18 protein-coding genes are annotated in these 19218 nt (G+C 38.8%); 8 read left to right on the top strand and 10 right to left on the bottom strand.

Annotated features, from left to right (window positions below):
• The first annotated feature begins 20 nt into the window (after nucleotides 1–20).
• Nucleotides 21–2033 (top strand): alpha-amylase family glycosyl hydrolase, encoded by a 2013-nt coding sequence (locus ASL19_RS09970; RefSeq protein ID WP_057178215.1) that lies wholly within the window; start codon nucleotides 21–23, stop codon nucleotides 2031–2033.
• Here the strand turns inward: ASL19_RS09970 and coaE are convergent.
• From coaE to ASL19_RS09930, 8 genes are all read right to left on the bottom strand, one after another.
• Nucleotides 2030–2620 (bottom strand): dephospho-CoA kinase, encoded by a 591-nt coding sequence (gene coaE / locus ASL19_RS09965; protein ID WP_057178214.1) that lies wholly within the window; start codon nucleotides 2618–2620, stop codon nucleotides 2030–2032. The two genes, ASL19_RS09970 and coaE, sit on opposite strands and share 4 nt — an antisense overlap.
• Before the next feature lie 73 nt (nucleotides 2621–2693).
• Nucleotides 2694–4142, bottom strand: a complete 1449-nt coding sequence (locus ASL19_RS09960) for a Ni/Fe hydrogenase subunit alpha (RefSeq protein WP_057178213.1) — start codon at nucleotides 4140–4142, stop codon at nucleotides 2694–2696.
• Between the two features lie 21 nt (nucleotides 4143–4163).
• Nucleotides 4164–4778, bottom strand: coding sequence for a CP12 domain-containing protein (locus ASL19_RS09955; protein WP_057178212.1), 615 nt, complete (start codon nucleotides 4776–4778; stop codon nucleotides 4164–4166).
• Between the two features lie 44 nt (nucleotides 4779–4822).
• Complete coding sequence (locus ASL19_RS09950; RefSeq protein WP_040008589.1) at nucleotides 4823–5368, bottom strand: oxidoreductase; 546 nt, start codon at nucleotides 5366–5368, stop codon at nucleotides 4823–4825.
• Nucleotides 5369–5402: 34 nt separating this feature from the next.
• Nucleotides 5403–6119 (bottom strand): bidirectional hydrogenase complex protein HoxU, encoded by a 717-nt coding sequence (gene hoxU, locus ASL19_RS09945; protein ID WP_057178211.1) that lies wholly within the window; start codon nucleotides 6117–6119, stop codon nucleotides 5403–5405.
• Nucleotides 6120–6144: 25 nt separating this feature from the next.
• Complete coding sequence (locus ASL19_RS09940) at nucleotides 6145–7746, bottom strand: NuoF family protein (RefSeq protein WP_057178210.1); 1602 nt, start codon at nucleotides 7744–7746, stop codon at nucleotides 6145–6147.
• Entirely contained in the window at nucleotides 7733–8245 is a 513-nt protein-coding gene (gene hoxE / locus ASL19_RS09935; RefSeq protein ID WP_057178209.1) for a bidirectional hydrogenase complex protein HoxE, read from the bottom strand. Before hoxE ends, ASL19_RS09940 begins: the two co-directional genes overlap by 14 nt.
• On the bottom strand, nucleotides 8242–8733 hold the full coding sequence (locus tag ASL19_RS09930) for a universal stress protein (protein WP_057178208.1): 492 nt from the start codon (nucleotides 8731–8733) through the stop codon (nucleotides 8242–8244). Before ASL19_RS09930 ends, hoxE begins: the two co-directional genes overlap by 4 nt.
• A gap of 531 nt (nucleotides 8734–9264) precedes the next feature.
• Here ASL19_RS09930 and ASL19_RS09925 point away from each other — a divergent pair.
• Genes ASL19_RS09925 through ASL19_RS09910 form a run of 4 tightly spaced genes read left to right on the top strand, consistent with a single transcriptional unit; the run spans nucleotide 9265 to nucleotide 14899 of the window.
• Complete coding sequence (locus ASL19_RS09925) at nucleotides 9265–13281, top strand: response regulator (RefSeq protein ID WP_057178207.1); 4017 nt, start codon at nucleotides 9265–9267, stop codon at nucleotides 13279–13281.
• Between the two features lie 20 nt (nucleotides 13282–13301).
• Entirely contained in the window at nucleotides 13302–13697 is a 396-nt protein-coding gene (locus tag ASL19_RS09920; RefSeq protein WP_057178206.1) for a response regulator, read from the top strand.
• Nucleotides 13698–13729: 32 nt separating this feature from the next.
• Nucleotides 13730–14296, top strand: a complete 567-nt coding sequence (locus tag ASL19_RS09915; protein ID WP_057178205.1) for a Uma2 family endonuclease — start codon at nucleotides 13730–13732, stop codon at nucleotides 14294–14296.
• 36 nt (nucleotides 14297–14332) lie between these two features.
• Nucleotides 14333–14899 (top strand): Uma2 family endonuclease, encoded by a 567-nt coding sequence (locus ASL19_RS09910; RefSeq protein WP_057178204.1) that lies wholly within the window; start codon nucleotides 14333–14335, stop codon nucleotides 14897–14899.
• 111 nt (nucleotides 14900–15010) lie between these two features.
• Here ASL19_RS09910 and ASL19_RS09905 read toward each other — a convergent pair whose 3' ends face one another.
• Nucleotides 15011–15652: a phosphoribosyltransferase gene (locus tag ASL19_RS09905; protein WP_057178203.1), complete on the bottom strand. Its 642-nt coding sequence runs from the start codon at nucleotides 15650–15652 to the stop codon at nucleotides 15011–15013.
• A gap of 194 nt (nucleotides 15653–15846) precedes the next feature.
• Here ASL19_RS09905 and ASL19_RS09900 point away from each other — a divergent pair, with 194 nt between their 5' ends.
• From ASL19_RS09900 to ASL19_RS09890, 3 genes are all read left to right on the top strand, one after another.
• Entirely contained in the window at nucleotides 15847–16335 is a 489-nt protein-coding gene (locus tag ASL19_RS09900) for a universal stress protein (RefSeq protein ID WP_006276664.1), read from the top strand.
• A 254-nt stretch (nucleotides 16336–16589) separates the two neighbouring features.
• Nucleotides 16590–17282 (top strand): NYN domain-containing protein, encoded by a 693-nt coding sequence (locus tag ASL19_RS09895; protein ID WP_006276663.1) that lies wholly within the window; start codon nucleotides 16590–16592, stop codon nucleotides 17280–17282.
• 209 nt (nucleotides 17283–17491) lie between these two features.
• Complete coding sequence (locus ASL19_RS09890) at nucleotides 17492–17821, top strand: hypothetical protein (RefSeq protein WP_057178202.1); 330 nt, start codon at nucleotides 17492–17494, stop codon at nucleotides 17819–17821.
• Between the two features lie 64 nt (nucleotides 17822–17885).
• Here the strand turns inward: ASL19_RS09890 and ASL19_RS09885 are convergent, their stop codons facing one another.
• A complete protein-coding gene (locus tag ASL19_RS09885; RefSeq protein WP_057178201.1) occupies nucleotides 17886–19121 on the bottom strand; it encodes an HhoA/HhoB/HtrA family serine endopeptidase in 1236 nt (411 codons plus the stop codon).
• Between the last annotated feature and the right edge of the window lie 97 nt (nucleotides 19122–19218).

Here is a 19218-nt window from a genome sequence, read left to right as displayed (position 1 = left end):
CCTCTAACCTAGTCTAAATTATGCGTTATTTTGATGAGTACTGTGAAGTACACTTAGATCCAGATATTGCACCCTATAATTGGGTATTTAGAACAAAAGAAAAAATCCGCATTAGATTTGGTGTTCACCTATCTAAACATCCAGACCTGGGACAGGTGGTCTGCGAGTTAAATGATGGTCAGGGATATTCTGATTTAGACCGGATAATAGCAAAAACAGAAGGTTTAACTGAAAATGGCTTCCAGATGTTTTCAGTTACCCTTCCACCCCTTGGTAATGGTGGGGGATGTAAGTATAGACTGGGTTATATAGATATTAATGGTAAGGAACATACTAGTAAAAGATCGCAAATTTTGTTAGTTTGCGATGAAGCACCCCGCTCCCTAACAGAAATTTCATCTGTATTTTTGGGACTGCTGAATAATCACCATGTTTACGGACCACAACCATCCATATCCATGACACCTAGTCCCCAGGACTGGAGTTCTCGCTTGTTCTATTCTATACTAATTGACAGATTTGCCCGTAGCAAACATATAGTTCGTAGTCCTTTAAGTTTAGTAAAATACGATCTTTCCTGTCCCCATTCTAGTCATGGTGGTACAATAAAAGGTATAACTGAGCATCTAGAATACTTAAAATACCTAGGTGTAGGAGTAATTATTATTAGTCCCATATATGTCAATGCTCCTGATGGTTACCATGGTTATCATCCTATTCATCTATTAATGGTTGATCCCCGTTTAGGTACACTTCAATGTTTACGTCAAATGGTTAAAAAAGCCCATGAATTAAATATTGCCGTTATTTTAGATGTAGTTAATAATCACATCGCTGACAGCATCAATTGGCCAGAATACGGTGGTCCACCAGGAGGAGAATTTAAATATATACAGGGTGATGAGTTGACGGTTATGCCTTTTCCCGTGGAAGCAAGGAATACCTCACTCTTTCATGGACCAGAATACACCGATATGGTTAACCAAAGACTATTCGGTTTTTTAGAAGACTGGCGTACGGAGACAAATTATGTTCGCGAATTACTACTACAACATTTAAAATACTGGATTGCTGAGACGGATATTGATGGCTTCCGCTATGATGCTGCGCGTCACATTGGTTTAGATTTTTGGCAACCTTGCGTAGAAGAAATATCAAGATATGCCCACATCCTAGGAAAAAAGGAATTTGTGCAAATAGCTGAGCATGCAGGTAGTACCCACGAACAAGTACTAGAATACAACCCAGCCAAGTTCTCAGGTTTGATTGACTATCCCACTTACTATGATGTTAAGCAGTCTTTTGGAGATGGTAATTGGCTTTCTGGTCTCACAGACTATTTTTGTGGTTTTCTGCAGCCATCACATTCCTACTATGCAGGTTGGCAAAATAATATTATGTTCTTAGAAAATCAGGACACAAATAGAGTTTTCCATGAGTTTTTAAATCGCACTCATAGCCGGGATCAAGCACGTATTCGCCTACATTTTGCTCTAGCTTGTTTAATATTAGGTCCACAAATACCCTTTATTTACCAGGGAACAGAACAAGAGTTTGACGGTGCACTAGGTTTGTTTCATGATGAAGAAAAATCAAGTTATATTGGACATGATTGTTATGTACGGGAAGATATGTTTGATAATCCCAGTTGCACTTGGAAATTTGGGGTAATCAACCGCAAGACTTTTCAACCTTACAACAGAAACCACCCCACCTTTTTACTAATTCAAAAACTTGCCCACATTCGCTGGCAATACAAATTGATTGTAAATGGCACACGCACCTTATTATATGAAAATCACAGTGTATTATGCTTACTTATTCACCATCCGCTTGAGAAATACCGTCTTCTAGCTGCTATGAATATGGGATCTAGAGATATATATAATCATTCTTTTAAAGCTCCTGATGATCATGGTGATTTTCCCGAACCTAATATACTATTTGGAACATCTGGTGGGTCAATCCAAATAGTACCAGGAGAAATTAGTCTGCAACTTCCAGCATTTGCATTCGTTTTAGCTCAAGTTTAGTGGAACCTAGCTATGCTCAGATCCACTTGGCGCAACAGAGATTCTAGATCAGAAGAATTATCTAAAACAACATCCGCACGAGCAACTTTCTCCTCTAATGGTAATTGACTGTTAATTCTTGCCATTGCTTGTACTCCCGTTAAATCATTGCGACTCATTAGTCGTTGTTTTTGTATTTCGCCTTGACAATAAACAACCCAAATTTCATTAACTAGATTCTCTAAACCCGCTTCAAATAAAAGGGGAATCACCAAAACTAAGGTGTCATGTGGTGACTCCTCAATAGTTTTTAAAAAACAATTCCTGACATAAGGATGAATCAAATTTTCCACCCAGGAGCGTTCAGGGGATTGATTAAAAATAATTTCTGCCAATTTTTTCCGATTTAAATTACCATCTGTAAGCAAAATTTCTTTGCCATAACGTTGAGTAATCTGACTAAGAATGACCGAACTCTCGGACACTGCATCTCTGGCGTAAATATCTGCATCTAAAATGGGTAACCCGTATACACTTGCTAAATAATTAGCCACGGTACTTTTGCCCGTAGCAATGCCTCCTGTTAAACCAATTAACCTTTTTGTCATGGAACTTGATCATAGCCAAAAGTATGTGTAATGCTCCCATACTACCACAAAAGATTTGGTGCTACAACCAAATCTAATTACGACAAACTTGATTGACCACATTACCATTTCTATCTACTAAGTCTATGACTAAAGGCATTTTTCCAAAAGCGTGAGTAGAACAACTTAAACAGGGGTCAAATGCCCTGATACCAGCTTCGACCCGGTTTAACATTCCCTCTTGAACTTGACTACCCTGGATAAAATGACGAGCAATTTGAGCAACTGTACGGTTCATTGCCAGATTATTTTGACCAGTAGCAATAATCAAATTCACCTTCTGCATTAAACCATTTTCATCAATACGATAATGATGGAATAAGGTTCCCCTTGGTGCTTCACTTACCCCCACTGCTTCCAATCGGTTAATTCCAGCAGCAGCTCGCAGACGGGTTGACAAAATATCAGGGTCATCCAATAAAATTTCTATGTGTTCAATAGAAGCCAAAATTTCAATTAACCGCGCATAATGATAAAAGAAAGAAGATTTCACAGTTCCACTACCATAACTGCGAAATTCCCGTAGTTCCTGATCTGCTAATGGAGTGCCAATTTGACTACAAATATTCAATCTAGCTAGAGGTCCAACCCGATACATTCCACTATCTAAACGACAATGATCTTTGCCATCGGGATAACCTAAAGGACGATAATAGGGAGATTTCAAATAGGAGTCTTCTTGCACTGCTTCACCGATAAATTCATGATAATTATCCACGTCTAATTTATCAGCAACAATATTTCCCCCACTGTCTACAAAACGTAAATGACCATCGTAGGTCTCCCACAAACCTTGAGCAGTTACTAATCCCATAAATAAACTGGGAAAATTGCCAAAGGTTTGGGCTTCTTTTTGATAGTTGTCTAGCAAGTTTTTAAATAAACCTATAGCATTAAGAACCGTAGCTTTAGCTTCGGGAATGCGGTTTTGTATGTGGGTACGATTTTCCGATGTGAGAGGGTCACTAACACCACCAGGGACGGCCCAAGCGGGATGGATTTTTTTGCCCCCTAATAATTCAATAATTTCCTGTCCAAATTGTCGTAATCGAATTCCACCCCTAGCTAATTCCGGATCGGTGCCAATTAAACCAAAAATATTTCGTTTGGCTGGTTCACTATCCATACCCAATAATAAATCTGGGGCACTGAGGTGAAAGAAACTCAATGCGTGGGATTGAATTATTTGTCCTAAATTCATGAGACGACGCAATTTTGTTGCTACTTCCGGAATAGTGACAGACAAGATTTTATCCCCAGTTTTTGCCGATGCTAATAAATGACTTACCGGACAAATTCCACAAATTCTAGCTGTAATTCCTGGCATTTCTGGAAAAGGACGACCAACACAAAACTTTTCAAATCCGCGAAATTCTGTTACGTGAAACCGTGCATCATCTACATGACCTTCATCGTCGAGATAAATACTAATTTTGGCGTGTCCTTCAATGCGGGTAACAGGATCAATAACTATTTTTTTCATGATTTTTTTGGCAACCTGGTTTTATAAATCGTACATTCTACTTTCTGGAAACTCTGGAAACTCATCACAAAATTCTTCAAATGCTGTTTTTGCAGGTTTCTCAACCCTTTGATGGGCAATTTCAGCCTGCATTTCTTCTATTACATCCCAAGCAGCTGCACATTCGGGTGAGTTAATACCTTTATTACTACAAACAATTCGCGCTTTTCTGATTTCATCTTGTAATTGCTGTTCCAAAAGAATTGTATGGGGTTTTTCTAGGGTAACACTTCCTACCAAAATATCTGTCAATGAGATTATTCCCATTAATTCACCACTAATCACTGGAGCATGGTGGAGATTATATTGAGCAAATAATTTGGCTACATATTCTAAACCCAGTTCTGGATTAACCACTATACAAGGTTTAGTCATTATTTCATAAACACGGACTTTATTTGTTTCTTTGCCATAAGCTATAACTTTATAAATTATGTCGCTTTCCGTGACTATTCCGTAAGCGTCTTGTCCATGACGACGATCCACTATTAATGCTCGCCAATCTCTAGCTTTCATTAAATCAACAGCTTCTTTTACGGTAGCAGAACTGCGAATTGTCGCCACATCTTTGGTCATGACATCTGCTGCTTTTAACATTCTCTACCTCCTGAGTTAAGTTGATTCATCTCGATTTATTTAGGTTATCCAAATTTAATCATTTCTCTCCCTACCATGGGGGGTGTTTCTCCTCTTAATAATGGTTCTAGTGCTGCTTTGATTCTTGTAGCTGAAGGTGGACAACCTGGTAAATAAATATCAACATCAACTATGTTATGAACTGGAACAACTCGATCAATTAAAGGTGGTACAATTCCTGGTGAGTGGGGAATCTTTTGATTTACATCTGCTCCTTCTATATAGGCTAATTGTAAACTTACATTGGCAGTCCCTGTTAGATTGCGCATGGCGGTCACATTACCTGTAACTGCGCAGTCTCCAAAGGAAATAATGGTTTTTGTCCTCTGTCTAATTTTGTGGATTATCTCCAAATGTTCTTCATTGGCGATCGCTCCTTCTACTAATACCACATCCACCCCTTCTGGATATTCTTTAATATCAGCAATAGGGCTATAAACTACATCTACCTGAGTGGCTAAATCTATTAACCATTCATCTAGGTCTAAAAATGACATGTGACATCCAGAACATCCACCTAACCATACGGTTGCTAATTTGATTTTGTCCATAATGTTTAATTGATGATATGTAAGATGCTAACCACTAAAAGTTCCATTGTTGTTTCTCTCGCGCTGTGACCAAGAATTCTATTTTACCGCGATCATGTTTCATTTCTTCCACACTTACACCCTTAGTAAACAAAGCTCCAGTGGGACAAGCATTGACACATTTACCACAGGAAGTACAGGTGAGAGAAGTTCCCCAGGGTTGATTTAAATCCGTAATCAGATGGGAATTTGTTCCCCTACCCGCCATATCCCAAGTGTGGGCACCTTCAATTTCATCACATACCCGCACACAGCGAGTACATAAAACGCAGCGATTGTGGTCTATGCCAAATCTCTCATGGGAAGTATCAACACTCCGCTGAGGAAACTGATAAGCTAATCGCACGTGATCCATGCCCATTTCTATGGCTAAATCCTGTAATTCACAATTACCATTAGCTACACATACAGAACAGGTGTGATTCCCTTCTGCAAATAGCATTTCAGTAATTGTTCTTCTATACCTTTGCAGGCGATCGCTTTTAGTTGTGACTTCCATCCCCTCAGAAACCTTGGTCACACAAGCAGGTAGAAGTTTATTCATCCCAGCAATTTCTACTAAACATAGACGACAAGCACCCACATCTCCCACACCATCTAAATGACAAAGTGTGGGAATATGTATACCTGACTCCTGTGCTGCTTCTAATAAGGTATTATGCTCGTGAGCGCTGACCATTTGCCCATCAATTGTCAAAGTCTTTACTGTCATAATTGTCTGATAATTGATTTGTTTTCTATCGATTAATTAAAGCTAAATATTCTTCTTTGAAATAGCGCAGGGTGCTAAAAACAGGATTGGGTGCAGACTGACCTAACCCACATAAACTGGTGTGTTTCACCATATCGCATAATTCTTCCAACAGATGTAAATCATTTTGTGTTCCCTTTCCCTTACTAATCTTGGTTAATAAATCATGGAGTTGCACCGTTCCCACCCTACAGGGAATACATTTACCACAGGACTCATCCATACAAAACTCCATAAAGAATCGTGCCACATCTACCATATTAGTAGTTTGATCCATCACAATCATTCCCCCAGAACCCATCATAGAACCCAAAGCAGACAAGGATTCATAATCTACGGGTGTAGTAAATGCTGATGCTGGTATACATCCTCCCGATGGTCCACCTGTTTGTACCGCTTTGGCCATACCCCCATCAGGAATACCACCACCCATTTGTTCCACAATTTCCCCTAGGGTTGTCCCCATGGGAACCTCAATTAAACCTGTATTCCGGATTTTACCTGCTAGGGCGAAAACCTTTGTCCCTTTACTTTTCTCTGTGCCAATATTAGCAAACCATTCCGCCCCATTTCTGATAATAGGAGCAATATTAGCAAAGGTTTCCACGTTATTAATTAATGTAGGGTAACCCCATAAACCTGATTCAGCAGGGTATGGAGGACGAGGATGGGGAACACCACGTTTACCTTCAATTGAAGCCATTAATGCGGTTTCTTCACCACAAACATAAGCACCTGCACCAATGCGAATTTCGATTTTAAAATCAAAAGGTGATTCAAAAATATTTGTTCCCAATACCCCTAACCTTTGTGCTTGACGAATGGCAGTTTCCAGACGTTTAATCGCAATGGGGTATTCCGCTCTCACATAAATATAACCTTGATTAGCACCAATGGAATAAGCGGCGATCGCCATTCCTTCTAAAACTCGATGGGGATCACTTTCTAACACACTACGATCCATGAATGCGCCTGGATCTCCCTCATCCGCATTACAAATCACGAATTTTTTTGCACCTGGCGATTTTGCTACCGTTCCCCATTTTAAACCCGTGGGATATCCAGCACCACCTCTTCCCCTTAATCCACTTTTAGTAATAACTTCTACTACTTCTGTGGGTTTCATTTCTCGCAGCACTTGGTAGAGAGCTTGATAACCATTAGCTGCAATATAAGATTGAATTCTTTCTGGATCTACCCGACCACTATTTTCTAAAACAATGGGCAATTGTTTAGTAAAAAACGGATGTTGTAAATCTTGCTGTTTTAAAGTGGTGTTTTTTCCCTTGATAGAATCAATTACCTTTGGTGTATCCTGGGGCGTTACTTGTTGATAAAGTGTAATTTTATGACTTTTATTCTCATCTATCTCCACTAAAGGACCCTGACAACAAAGGCGCATGCAACCCACACCTACCACTTCCACCTGCTGTTCCAAACCTGCTGCTTTAAGCGATGTCAATAAATTTTCCTTCACTGCTTGGGAACCAGAAGACAAACAACCTGCAGCAGTGCAACAGCGAATTTGTATAGGTTTCTTCTGAGAATTTTCTGCCCTAGCAATCTCCAATAATTCATGTAGTTCCATGTTGCCATTCTCCCACTTTTTTACAGACTGATTGTGCAGTTTGATTACCTAAAACCTCACCGTCAAACACCACTGCTGGTGCAATACCACAAGCACCTAAACATCTAGCAGTCATCAAGGAAATTTCTCCGTCTGGTGTGGTATCTCCCGCTTTAATTTGGATGAATGTTTCCACGGTGGTTAAAATTCCTTGGGCACCTTTCACATAACAAGCTGTACCTGTACAAACTACACAATTATGTTTACCTTTTGGTGCCAAGGAAAATAAATGGTAAAATGTTGCTACTCCATATACCCGACTAGGTGGCAATTTTAACTCACGGGCGATATACAGCAGTAAATCTAATTCTAAATACCCAAATAATTCCGTTGCTCGATGGAGAATTTCAATCAGTGCATCCTGTTGATATTGACAGCGTTTGATGGCTGTATCCAACATTCTCAAACGTTTGTCCCCACGCTCAACATGATTGACGCGAACTGGAACTGTGGTTTTCATGATTTCTTATCAGGATGGTGGACAATATGTACAGAACAGGGTGCATGGTGCAACACATAATTACTTACACTACCCATAAAAAACTCAGTGATTTTAGAAACTCCTCGTCTCCCAATGATGATTAAATCCGCACCCCACGCCCCAGCGACTTGACAAATCACCTTACCTGGATTTCCCACATTCTGGGAAAACTCGGTTTTAATGTTTTCTGTATTTGCCCGCGCACAAAAACCTTGCAACATTTCCAAACCTTCTTCTTTATAGGCTTCCAATTTCTTCAAATAAATTCCCATGCTTTCATCAGTCCAAGCTGGATAGTAATCAATCTGAGAAAACATCATGGTATCCGGAATGCCATCTTCCTCTGGTGATAGGACATGTATTAGCATTAACTCAGCCGATGTCAATTTTGCTAAGTTGAGTGCTTGTTGAAATACTTCCTCACCTGTGCTAGAAAGGTCTAACCCCACCAAAATTTTACTAAGCATTGATGTCTCCTTTATAACTTATCAACCATTACAAAGTACCTCTTTATGTCATTCCAGTTCCTATTTGTAAGAAGATGTAGGTTTCCTTTATAATTCTTAGCATTTATCTTTACAATTCGTTAATTTTTAACTCCTAGCTTGGGATCTAGGTCTACACTTATGGTTGTAGCTAAAGAATGTGAGGAACTTGTGAGGAAATTATGGTTAAGGGAATAAACATTTTAACTATCCATGACTGTCCATGACTGTAAATGTTCCAAGACCTAGATCAAGCCATTTGGTGATGATTCTACCTTTTCTGTACTTCTTAGTTATTATGCCCATTTTTAGTCAGTTTGCTCTATATCTAAAAGTTGATATCTTTCCTTTATTTCTTGTCCAGCTTTAATAATTAAGTTAAGAATTTTCACATGTTTAACTCTATAGCTATACATAGCTTAAAATTTTGTACTGAATTTTGACTATTAACTCTGTCGTAGGTAAATTTATTCTGATTATTTCTAATTACAATGTTTAAAGGAGGTTTTTAACATGAAGATTTTAGTAGTTGAGGATGATGAACTAATTGCATATACCCTGACTAATTTTCTCACAGAACAGAATTATGCTGTAGAATTAGCAAATGATGGTAAGACTGCTTGGGATTTAGTAGAAACTTATGAGTATGACCTGATACTACTAGACATTGTTTTACCAAAACTCGATGGAATTAGCTTATGTAAAAAAATTCGTTCTAGTGGTCGGCGAGTGCCAATTTTATTATTGACAGGGCGTGATAGTTCTCACGATAAAGCTATTGGTTTAGATGCTGGTGCGGATGATTATGTAGTCAAACCCTGTGATGAAGAAGAATTGGTAGCTCGTGTAAGAGCATTATTAAGACGTGGCGGTGTTAATTCCCAGCCTGTATTAGAGTGGAGAGGTTTGCGATTAGACCCTAGTAGTTGTGAAGTTACATATCAACAAGACCAACTTTCACTCACCCCAAAAGAATATGCTCTACTAGAACTTCTGATGCGAAATAATCGTCGAGTATTTAGCTGTGGAATGATTTTAGATCATCTTTGGTCTTATGAAGACACACCGGGGGAAGACGCTGTGCGGACTCATATTAAGGGTTTAAGAATGAAGTTAAAAGCAGTGGGCGCACCTCATGATTTAGTAGAAACAGTTTATGGTATTGGATATCGTCTAAAGCCACAAGAAAATGACCATAATCACCATGAGGAACTAAAAGAAAGTAGATCCAACCATGAATTAAATCATCAATCAAAAAATGAGCGGACAATTGAGAAACTTGAAGAAATTTGGCAACGATTTCGCGGTAGGATAGAAGAGCAAATTTCCCTTATAGAAACAGCTGCACAAAATATTGCCCGTACCCAAGGAACTTTTAATTTAGAGCTATTAATACGAGCAACTAGAGAAGCACACACTTTAGCAGGTTCTCTGGGTACATTTGGCTTACCTTATGCTTCAGAATTGGCAAAAAAAATTGAGAATTTCTTCCAATCTTCTGCTAATTTAACAGTAGCAGAAATGATTAATCTACAACCTAAATTACAAAGTTGGGTCAAATCACTAAGGCGAGAAATTGATAAGAAAAATCAGCAAATTACCGCTCCTGATAATAGTCAAAAACAACCGGAATTATTCCCTGAAAGAAACATCGATAATGAAATCACACCAACAGTGAACAAAACTAAAATATTAGTGGTAGATGATGATTTAAAAACTTTAGATTTATTACAGTTACTGTTGACTCCTTGGGGACTAGAAATAATTACCCTTAATCATCCTGGAAAGTTTTGGGAAACTTGGGAAAAAATTCAGCCTGACATGTTAATATTAGACATTGAAATGCCTAGTATGAGCGGTATTGAATTATGTAAAATGATTCGCAATCATGATCAAGGTAGGGAAGTACCGATTTTGTTTTTGACAGTTCATAGCGATGCAGAAATTGTCAATCAGGTATTTAGTGTAGGAGCTGATGATTTTGTTAATAAACCAATTATTGTGTCCGAGCTAGTCAATCGTATTCTGAATCGCTTGGAAAGAGTGAGATTGCTGAAAATTATGGAGTGTAATCGATATGAAAAGACCAATCAAATTAACGAGAATAACAAATTTATTGTTGAAACCTATCATAACTTAGTAGAAGTTTATCCAGAGGCAATTCTCATTGTTAGTCAAGATGACTTAGTTTTCGTTAACAGTGCTGCAGTGAGACTACTGCGAGTTAATTCAGTAGAGGAACTATTAGGTAAGAAATTTCTAGAATTTGTCCATCCACAACACAGGGAAGAAATTGAAGAAAATCTCAAATCTCTGAAAACAAGTCAAACATTGATTCCCTTGCATGAAGTTAAATTTTTACAAGCGGATGGGAAAATAATTTACGTAGAAATGGTTGGTGCATTTCTCAACTACCAAAATCAACCAGCAGCACAAATTGTCGCCCGTGATATTACCAGACGTAAGCAGACAGAATTAGCATTGCACAAAACTAAAGATGAACTAGAACTGAGGGTTAATGAACGTACAGCTGAGTTAATTAATGTCAATCGCCAATTGCAATCACAACTGGATGAACAAAAACGTACTCAAGACGCTTTGAGGATTTCAGAAAATCGGTTTGAAGCCATTTTAAGTATTGCCGATGATGCAATTATTTCCATTGATAGTAATCAACAGATTACCTTATTTAATCAAGGTGCAGAAAAAATTTTTGGTTACTCTGCTGGGGAAGTTTTAGGACAAAAACTAGATTTATTATTACCCACACGCTTTGCTCAGGAACATCATAATCACGTATATAAATTTGGCAAATCTTCTGCTCACGCTCGCAGAATGGGAGAAAGACAAGAAATATTTGGTTGTCGTAAAGATGGGTCAGAATTTCCTGCAGAAGCTTCAATTTCTAAATTAGATCTTGGTCAAGAATCTGTGTACACCGTCATCTTGCGAGATATAACTGAGCGCAAGCAGGTGGAAAAAATGAAGGATGAATTTGTCTCTGTTGTGAGTCATGAGTTGCGGACTCCTTTGACATCTATTCATGGTTCTTTAGGAATGTTGACCAGTGGGTTACTCTCTACTACTTCAGAACAGGGTAAACGGTTGCTGCAAATTGCCACCGATAGTACGGAGCGATTAGTTAGATTAATTAATGATATTCTGGATATTGAACGCATTGAGTCGGGTAAGGTCAAAATGGAACGGGAAAATTGTGATTTGCGAGATTTGATCAACTCAGCTATCAATATCATGCAACCTTTAGCGGATAAAGCAGGTGTAAGTTTATCTATTCATAACTCTAATAGTTCATCTAATATTTCATCTATTCAATTATGGGCAGATCCAGATCGGATAATTCAAACTTTAACTAATTTGTTCAGTAATGCCATTAAGTTTTCAGAACCAGGATCCACGGTTTATTTGATGACCGAATTACAAAAAGACCAGGTGTTGGTAACTGTGCAAGATACTGGAAGAGGTATACCAGAAGATAAATTAGAAAGTATTTTTGAGCGGTTTCAACAGGTGGACTCTTCTGATTCTCGCAATCATGATGGTACTGGCTTGGGTCTGGCAATTTGTAAGAGTATTGTTCAACAACATGGGGGCAAAATTTGGGTCAAAAGTGTTTTGGGCGAAGGTAGCAGTTTTTATTTTACTCTACCAATTTTAACTGTTTATGATAGAGCTAATTTACAGGGTTTGGTCACCGATCAATTAGACTATGAAACATCCATAATTACTGATGCTAATTCTCCTTTAGTCTTGGTTTGTGATGATGATGCAATCACTCGCCAGGAATTAGAAAATCTCCTACTACAAGGGGGATATCGGGTACTTACAGTAGCTAGTGGTGACCAGGCGATCGCTCAAGCAGTTATTCAACATCCAGATGTGATTTTACTAGATTTAGTTATGCCAGGAATGAATGGTTGGGAAACCATGGCTGGATTGAAAAAGTGTTCGGACACTAAAGATATACCAATTGTCATTTGTAGTGTTTATAAATCGAGTCAAAATAATTCCAACTATCAACAAGATAGTAATTCAGAAGGTGTCAAGTTTGCTGATTGGTTAAGTAAACCAGTGGAAGAAACTGACCTGTTCAACTCTTTAAGGAAAGTTGTATTTGAACCCTCAAGAAAGCTGAAGATATTAATTATTGAAGATGATCATGACCTCGCAGATCTTTTGGCAACCTTGTTCGGTAGACATGACATTGAAACCTTCATTGCCAAAACTGGTAGGGAAGCAATTCATCTGAGTCAAAAGGTTAATCCTGACCTACTAATTCTGGATTTGATCCTCCCGGAAGCTGATGGTTTTACGGTTGTTGATTGGTTGAAACAACATGATCAACTGTTTAGTGTCCCCGTGGTTGTCTATTCTGCAAAAGACCTGGACGATTCAGAACGTCATCGGTTAAAATTGGGACATACGGAGTTTTTTACCAAGGGGAGGGTCACCACTCAGGAGTTTGAGCAAAGAGTTATGGACCTGTTACAGAGAATTACAACTAAGCAATAACCAGGGTTAGGTCATAGATTATGAAAAGGCGCATCTTAGTGGTTGATAATGAGCAGTATATTCAAGAAGTGGCTAAGATTTGTTTAGAAACCGTTGCAGGTTGGGAGGTGCTAACAGCTAGTTCGGGTAAGGAGGGAATCTTGCAAGCTGAGAATCATCAACCAGATGCAATTCTATTAGATGTGATGATGCCTGATATGGACGGATTATCTGCTTTTAAAAAATTACAAGCCAATCCAGCAACCCAAACAATTCCGGTCATTTTGTTAACCGCAAAAATCCAAGCTGCTGATCGTCGTCGTTATTCCCAGTTAGGTATTAAAAGTGCGATCGCTAAACCCTTTAATCCTTTAGAATTAGCTCACCAAGTTGCAGCGGAGTTAGACTGGAATTTGGAATGTAACAAGACTAAATGAATTGTGAGGACTACTAATGGGGACTATTAAGTATGATTGCTAATCGTAACACTTATATTACTTCAGAATCATATCTAAAACTAGAAGAACATAGTCAGGTTAAACATGAGTATATTGATGGAAACATTTACGCCATGGCGGGTGCCCTAGATGTTCATGTTACCATTGCTCTTAATCTTGCATCTATTCTTCGAAATCATCTTAGGGGTTCTGGTTGTCGAGTATATATTACGGATATGAAAGCTAGAATCGAATCGTTAAACAGATTTTACTATCCTGATATTATGGTGACTTGCGATTCTCGTGACCAAGAAACAGCAGCTTATAAAAGATTCCCATGTTTAATTATTGAAGTTTTATCTGACTCTACGGAATTATTTGATAGAGGTGACAAATTTGCTGACTATCAAACTTTACCCACTTTACAAGAATACATTTTAATTAGTTCTAAAAAACCGCGAGTTGAGTGTTTCCGCAGGAATGATCAAGGACTTTGGACTTTACAATACTATACAGGTGAAGAAACATCATTTTTCTTCCCTACTATTCAATTCCAGGCAAAAATGACTGAACTTTATGAAGATGTCAACTTTCAGTAAAACTATAAAAAACTATAATTAGGGGAGCTATTAATTATGATTGCTAATCGTAACACTTATATTACTCCAGAAGCATATCTAAAACTAGAAGAAAATAGTCAGGTTAAACATGAGTATATTAATGGAAATATTTACGTTATGGCCGGTGCCCTGGATGTTCATGTAACCATAGCTGGAAATATATTCATTCTGCTGCGTAATCATCTTAGGGGTTCTGGTTGTCGAGTATATATTACGGATATGAAAGCTAGAATCGAATCGTTAAACAGATTTTACTATCCTGATATTATGGTGACTTGCGATTCTCGTGACCAAGAAACAGCAGCTTATAAAAGATTCCCATGTTTAATTATTGAAGTTTTATCTGACTCTACGGAATTATTTGATAGAGGTGACAAATTTGCCGACTATCAAACTTTACCCACTTTACAAGAATACATTTTAATTAGTCCTAAAAAACCGCGAGTTGAGTGTTTCCGCAGGAATGATCAAGGACTTTGGACTTTACAATACTATACAGGTGAAGAAACATCATTTTTCTTCCCTACTATTCAATTCCAGGCAAAAATGACTGAACTTTATGAAGATGTCAACTTTCATTAAGTAGGGAGGTACAATTATTTGTAGAATGGATTAACCCATGGGGGTGTTGGGTTTCATACTTCAACCCAACCTACGTTGATCTTAATATTTAATTCCACTCACCCACTTAATCTAAATATAATAGCCTAAAATTTCACAAACTTCCTGGTCACTAGTTTGAGAAAAATCCTCATACCACAATCCAATTGCTGAAAAAAACTCAGGAGTCTGTAAACACACTACCTCATCTACCTCCGACTCCAATTCCCTATAGGTACTTGCTGATGCTACAGGAATTGCTACCACAATTTTGCTGGGCTTTTGCTGTTTGAGAACAGCAATAGCTGCTCTTATAGTCGCACCGGTAGCAATACCATCATCTACTAAAATGACTGTTTTGTTTTCAACCTTAATTGGTGGAGCATTTCCTCGATAGGTTTGTTCCCGTCGCTTTAGCTCTTCCAACTCCTGAGACACAACCTTTTCAATCACATCTCTATCTATCCCCAAGGTAGCAATTATATCATGATTGAATACCCTAACCCCCCCAGCACCAATAGCACCCATAGCTAATTCTTTTTGTCCGGGCACACCAATCTTTCTGACGATACAAACATCTAGGGGAGCATTCACAGCTTTGGCAATTTCCCAACCTACGGGCACACCACCACGGGGTAGTGCTAATACTAGTAGATTTTCGTGGTTGGCGTAATCTATTAGACTTTCCCCTAACATCTTTCCAGCTTGAATACGATTATGAAATTTCATCAGCATCAACTCCTACTACTAGGTATATCTGGGGGGTATATCTGGGAGTCTATGTGGGTCTGACAATTTCCCACCCTTGAAAGTTGTGGAAAGTTGTTGTTTCCCTCAAAAATGATTAGTATGGCTAATATATCTCTAACCTTCTCACATAAAAACCACAGGGAGTGTAGATTTTAGATCTATCCCAAGGAGTAATTACTATGTTGCATAAAATTTTAGTTGCTTTAGAAAATCCGGATCAAAGCCAAAATATATTTGAGCAAGCTCTATTTTTGGCTCAAGTGAGCAGTTCTGAAATCATGCTACTTCATGTTCTGTCTCCCCTAGAAGATCCCTACCTCAACCCCATATTTCTTCAACCGGAAACCATCTACCCCTCCCTGTATGGAGAAACTATGAACAAGTATATGCAGGCCTGGGATGAACATAAGCAAGAACGACTAAAATGGATCCAATCCCTAATGGAAACTGCTATTAGTAGGGGGGTAAAGGCTGAAATGCTCCAAACCGTTGGGGATCCAGGTCGTGTCATCTGTGAACAAGCTATAAGCTGGTCTGCTGACCTAATTATTGTGGGACGTAGGGGAAGAAGGGGAATCAGTGAGGTGGTTTTGGGTAGTGTGAGCAACTATGTTCTACATCATGCTCCCTGCTCAGTCCTCACTATCCAAGGTGCAATTCCCGGTTAATTTTTTGACTCTCCTATTTTTTTAATTTTTTTTTAATTTTTCCCACCCCATCAATGTGATAAGTGAACAATTGGGCCATATCTACTGGGGAGGAAAATTTTATAAAAACTTTAGTTAAAGTAAGCAACAAAAATTAGCCTAAAGGTTTGGTTTGGATAATATTGAAATAAAGACCCCCCTGATTTATGAGTGCTAACTACCAAAATATCACATAACAAACTACCAAACATCCCAATTTAAAACTAGAGGTATCAATGAGTTTCGCAAATAACAAAAAAACAAACGAATATAAGGAATTAAAAGAAAAACCACATTGGCAAGGGACAACGGTCACACCAGCTACAAAAACTACCACCAGGGTTAGGGATACTAAATCCCAGGAAACATCTCAGGGAGCAGACATGAGTGATGATCTCAATCGTGGTAGGGTGGCTATTTTTATCGACGGTCTCAATCTATTTCATGCTGCTCTTCAAATAGGCATTGAAATCGACTATGTTAAATTATTATGTCGTTTAACTCAAACTTCTAGACTATTAAGAGCTTTCTTTTATACTGGAGTTGATACTAGCAAGGAGAAACAACAAGGTTTTCTGTTGTGGATGCGTCGTAATGGTTATCGAGTGGTAACTAAGGATATAATTGCACTTACGGAAAGTGGTAAAAAACCCAATCTCAATGTGGAAATTGCTGTGGATATGATTACCTTAGCTCCTTATTATGATACTGCTGTACTAGTTAGTGGGGATGGGGATTTAGCCTACGCTGTTAATGCTGTCACCAGTTTAGGATCGCGGGTAGAAGTTATAGGTCTGCAAACTATGACTAGCGATAGTCTCATTGATGTGGCAGATTATTTTATTGATTTTGATAGCATTAAACAATACATCCAGAAAGACTCCCAATTTGGTTACAATTATCGTTCTTCGCCCACTTCTCATCTTTGATGGAGATTTCAACACCCGATATTAGTCCAGGTCTCTTGACTGTGTCCAAATATAGTGTATAATATTGTAGGTGGGCTTATATGTTCGCGACTTTAGTAAACTAGGCGTGGAGCGGTGCATAAAAGCTATAGCCACCTGCAGCAACCTGGCCTTTTACCCATTAAACCTGTGTTTACAACGTTTTGGCTCAAGCTATATAAGTACAATACATGGAGACTGTGATACACGACTTGACCAATCAATTACAATTAACATTAGTAATTACCTACACCCTAATGGGTGGCTATTTTTTTGCCAATTGGTTTACATTCTCTCACCGTCACCCCGCATCAACTCCGGAAGAGAAGTTCTTATCACTAATTATATCCTTAGTGACCACTGTTTTCTGGCCTATGATTATTCCCATATCTTGTGTAAAAATTTTCAAAACCCGTCAACTGCGATCAGATACGGTTATTCCTCTACTTTTAGTACTGTTGGGTTTGACGATCTCTTATATCAGTTGTCAGTTGTTGAAATTAATATATTTACCTACTTAGCGCCGGATCGGTAAGCAACAGACTAAACTACTCCACAAATAAATCCGTAGAGTAGTTTGTTGATCTATTGCATGCCAGTGGGAAAAATTCCCGGTTTGACTGCAATATTGATAGTTTGTCCATTACGACGCAAGTCCAGACGTAAATTTCCTCCCACTTGGGCCACTTCTACAGCTTTCTGTACAGCAGAGCTGTCGGTGATCACTTCACCATTTAGCCTAACAATAACATCTCCAATGCGTATTCCAGCTTTCGCTGCAGGTGAATTGGGAACAACCCTAATGATTAATACTCCCTGATTTTCACTCACGGTCAACCCGCTATTAGGATCGGAATTGATTCTTTGTCTTAAATCTGGGGTGATGGAAACCATCTGAATTCCTAAATAGGGATGTTGAGCTTTACCTGTGGTTATTATTTGATTAGAAATACGTTGTGCCGTATTAATGGGAATTGAAAATCCTAATCCTTGTGCACCCTGAATAATAGCCGTGTTTATACCAATCACTTCTCCTCGGGCGTTTAGCAACGGACCACCGGAATTACCTGGATTAATTGCAGCGTCAGTTTGAATAAATTCGACCCGCTTATCGGGAACCCCCACTTGATTACTGGATCTACCAGTGGCACTAATAATACCTGTTGTTACCGTGTTATCTAGTCCTAAAGGATTACCAATGGCGATCGCCCATTGTCCTGGTTGTAACTGTTCCGAGTTACCTAGAGTAACTGTTGGTAGATTTTTAGCCTCGATTTTCACCACCGCCACATCCGTGAGTTGGTCTGCTCCCAATACTCTACCTTCAAAGGTTCTTCCATCTTTGAGGGTGACAGTTACCCTATCTGCACCCTCTACCACATGAGCATTAGTGAGAATACGACCATCATTACTAATGATAAAACCTGAACCAGCGCCCCGTTCTACCCTATTTTCCCTGCGTGGTATTCTGGAACCGAAAAAGCGTCGTAGATCCTCAAATTCGTCTGGTGCTTGAGTTCTCACCGTGCGAGAAGAGTTAATTCTGACTACGGAGGGACCAACCTTCCGAACCACCTCAGTCACAAAATTACTGTCCGTATTTCCTGGTAGTGGTGCAGCATGAACACTCTCCACCCCAAGCTTAGATGCACTCTTGGTCAAAGCTTCCTGATTATTTGTTAGATAACCACCTGTAACAGTAATCCCCGAACCTAATAATATTAGGGATAGGGAGGTCAACCCTTGTTTCCAATATTTCCGGGGTGAATTATTGCTGTTTATAGTTAAAGTATTATCTGCTTGTTGTTTTCCCTTAGACATTTTCCGATCTCAAAAAATATAGGCCGTTACTACTAATGTAGATATTTTTGGCTGGATTTTGTTCCCATATCCAGCCAACATCCACCAGAGAATGTAA

The organism is Cylindrospermopsis sp. CR12 (assembly GCF_001432185.1).
Classification (GTDB): Bacteria; Cyanobacteriota; Cyanobacteriia; order Cyanobacteriales; family Nostocaceae; genus Raphidiopsis; species Raphidiopsis raciborskii.
Note: the sequence above shows the minus strand (reverse complement) of the source record. Positions and strands in the feature narration are given on the sequence as shown.

Coding starts and splice junctions, on each gene's coding strand:
- ASL19_RS09970 (WP_057178215.1), top strand. CDS start 21: ATGCGTTATTTTGATGAGTACTGTGAAGTACACTTAGATCCAGATATT.
- coaE (WP_057178214.1), bottom strand. CDS start 2,620: ATGACAAAAAGGTTAATTGGTTTAACAGGAGGCATTGCTACGGGCAAA.
- ASL19_RS09960 (WP_057178213.1), bottom strand. CDS start 4,142: ATGAAAAAAATAGTTATTGATCCTGTTACCCGCATTGAAGGACACGCC.
- ASL19_RS09955 (WP_057178212.1), bottom strand. CDS start 4,778: ATGTTAAAAGCAGCAGATGTCATGACCAAAGATGTGGCGACAATTCGC.
- ASL19_RS09950 (WP_040008589.1), bottom strand. CDS start 5,368: ATGGACAAAATCAAATTAGCAACCGTATGGTTAGGTGGATGTTCTGGA.
- hoxU (WP_057178211.1), bottom strand. CDS start 6,119: ATGACAGTAAAGACTTTGACAATTGATGGGCAAATGGTCAGCGCTCAC.
- ASL19_RS09940 (WP_057178210.1), bottom strand. CDS start 7,746: ATGGAACTACATGAATTATTGGAGATTGCTAGGGCAGAAAATTCTCAG.
- hoxE (WP_057178209.1), bottom strand. CDS start 8,245: ATGAAAACCACAGTTCCAGTTCGCGTCAATCATGTTGAGCGTGGGGAC.
- ASL19_RS09930 (WP_057178208.1), bottom strand. CDS start 8,733: ATGCTTAGTAAAATTTTGGTGGGGTTAGACCTTTCTAGCACAGGTGAG.
- ASL19_RS09925 (WP_057178207.1), top strand. CDS start 9,265: ATGAAGATTTTAGTAGTTGAGGATGATGAACTAATTGCATATACCCTG.
- ASL19_RS09920 (WP_057178206.1), top strand. CDS start 13,302: ATGAAAAGGCGCATCTTAGTGGTTGATAATGAGCAGTATATTCAAGAA.
- ASL19_RS09915 (WP_057178205.1), top strand. CDS start 13,730: ATGATTGCTAATCGTAACACTTATATTACTTCAGAATCATATCTAAAA.
- ASL19_RS09910 (WP_057178204.1), top strand. CDS start 14,333: ATGATTGCTAATCGTAACACTTATATTACTCCAGAAGCATATCTAAAA.
- ASL19_RS09905 (WP_057178203.1), bottom strand. CDS start 15,652: ATGCTGATGAAATTTCATAATCGTATTCAAGCTGGAAAGATGTTAGGG.
- ASL19_RS09900 (WP_006276664.1), top strand. CDS start 15,847: ATGTTGCATAAAATTTTAGTTGCTTTAGAAAATCCGGATCAAAGCCAA.
- ASL19_RS09895 (WP_006276663.1), top strand. CDS start 16,590: ATGAGTTTCGCAAATAACAAAAAAACAAACGAATATAAGGAATTAAAA.
- ASL19_RS09890 (WP_057178202.1), top strand. CDS start 17,492: ATGGAGACTGTGATACACGACTTGACCAATCAATTACAATTAACATTA.
- ASL19_RS09885 (WP_057178201.1), bottom strand. CDS start 19,121: ATGTCTAAGGGAAAACAACAAGCAGATAATACTTTAACTATAAACAGC.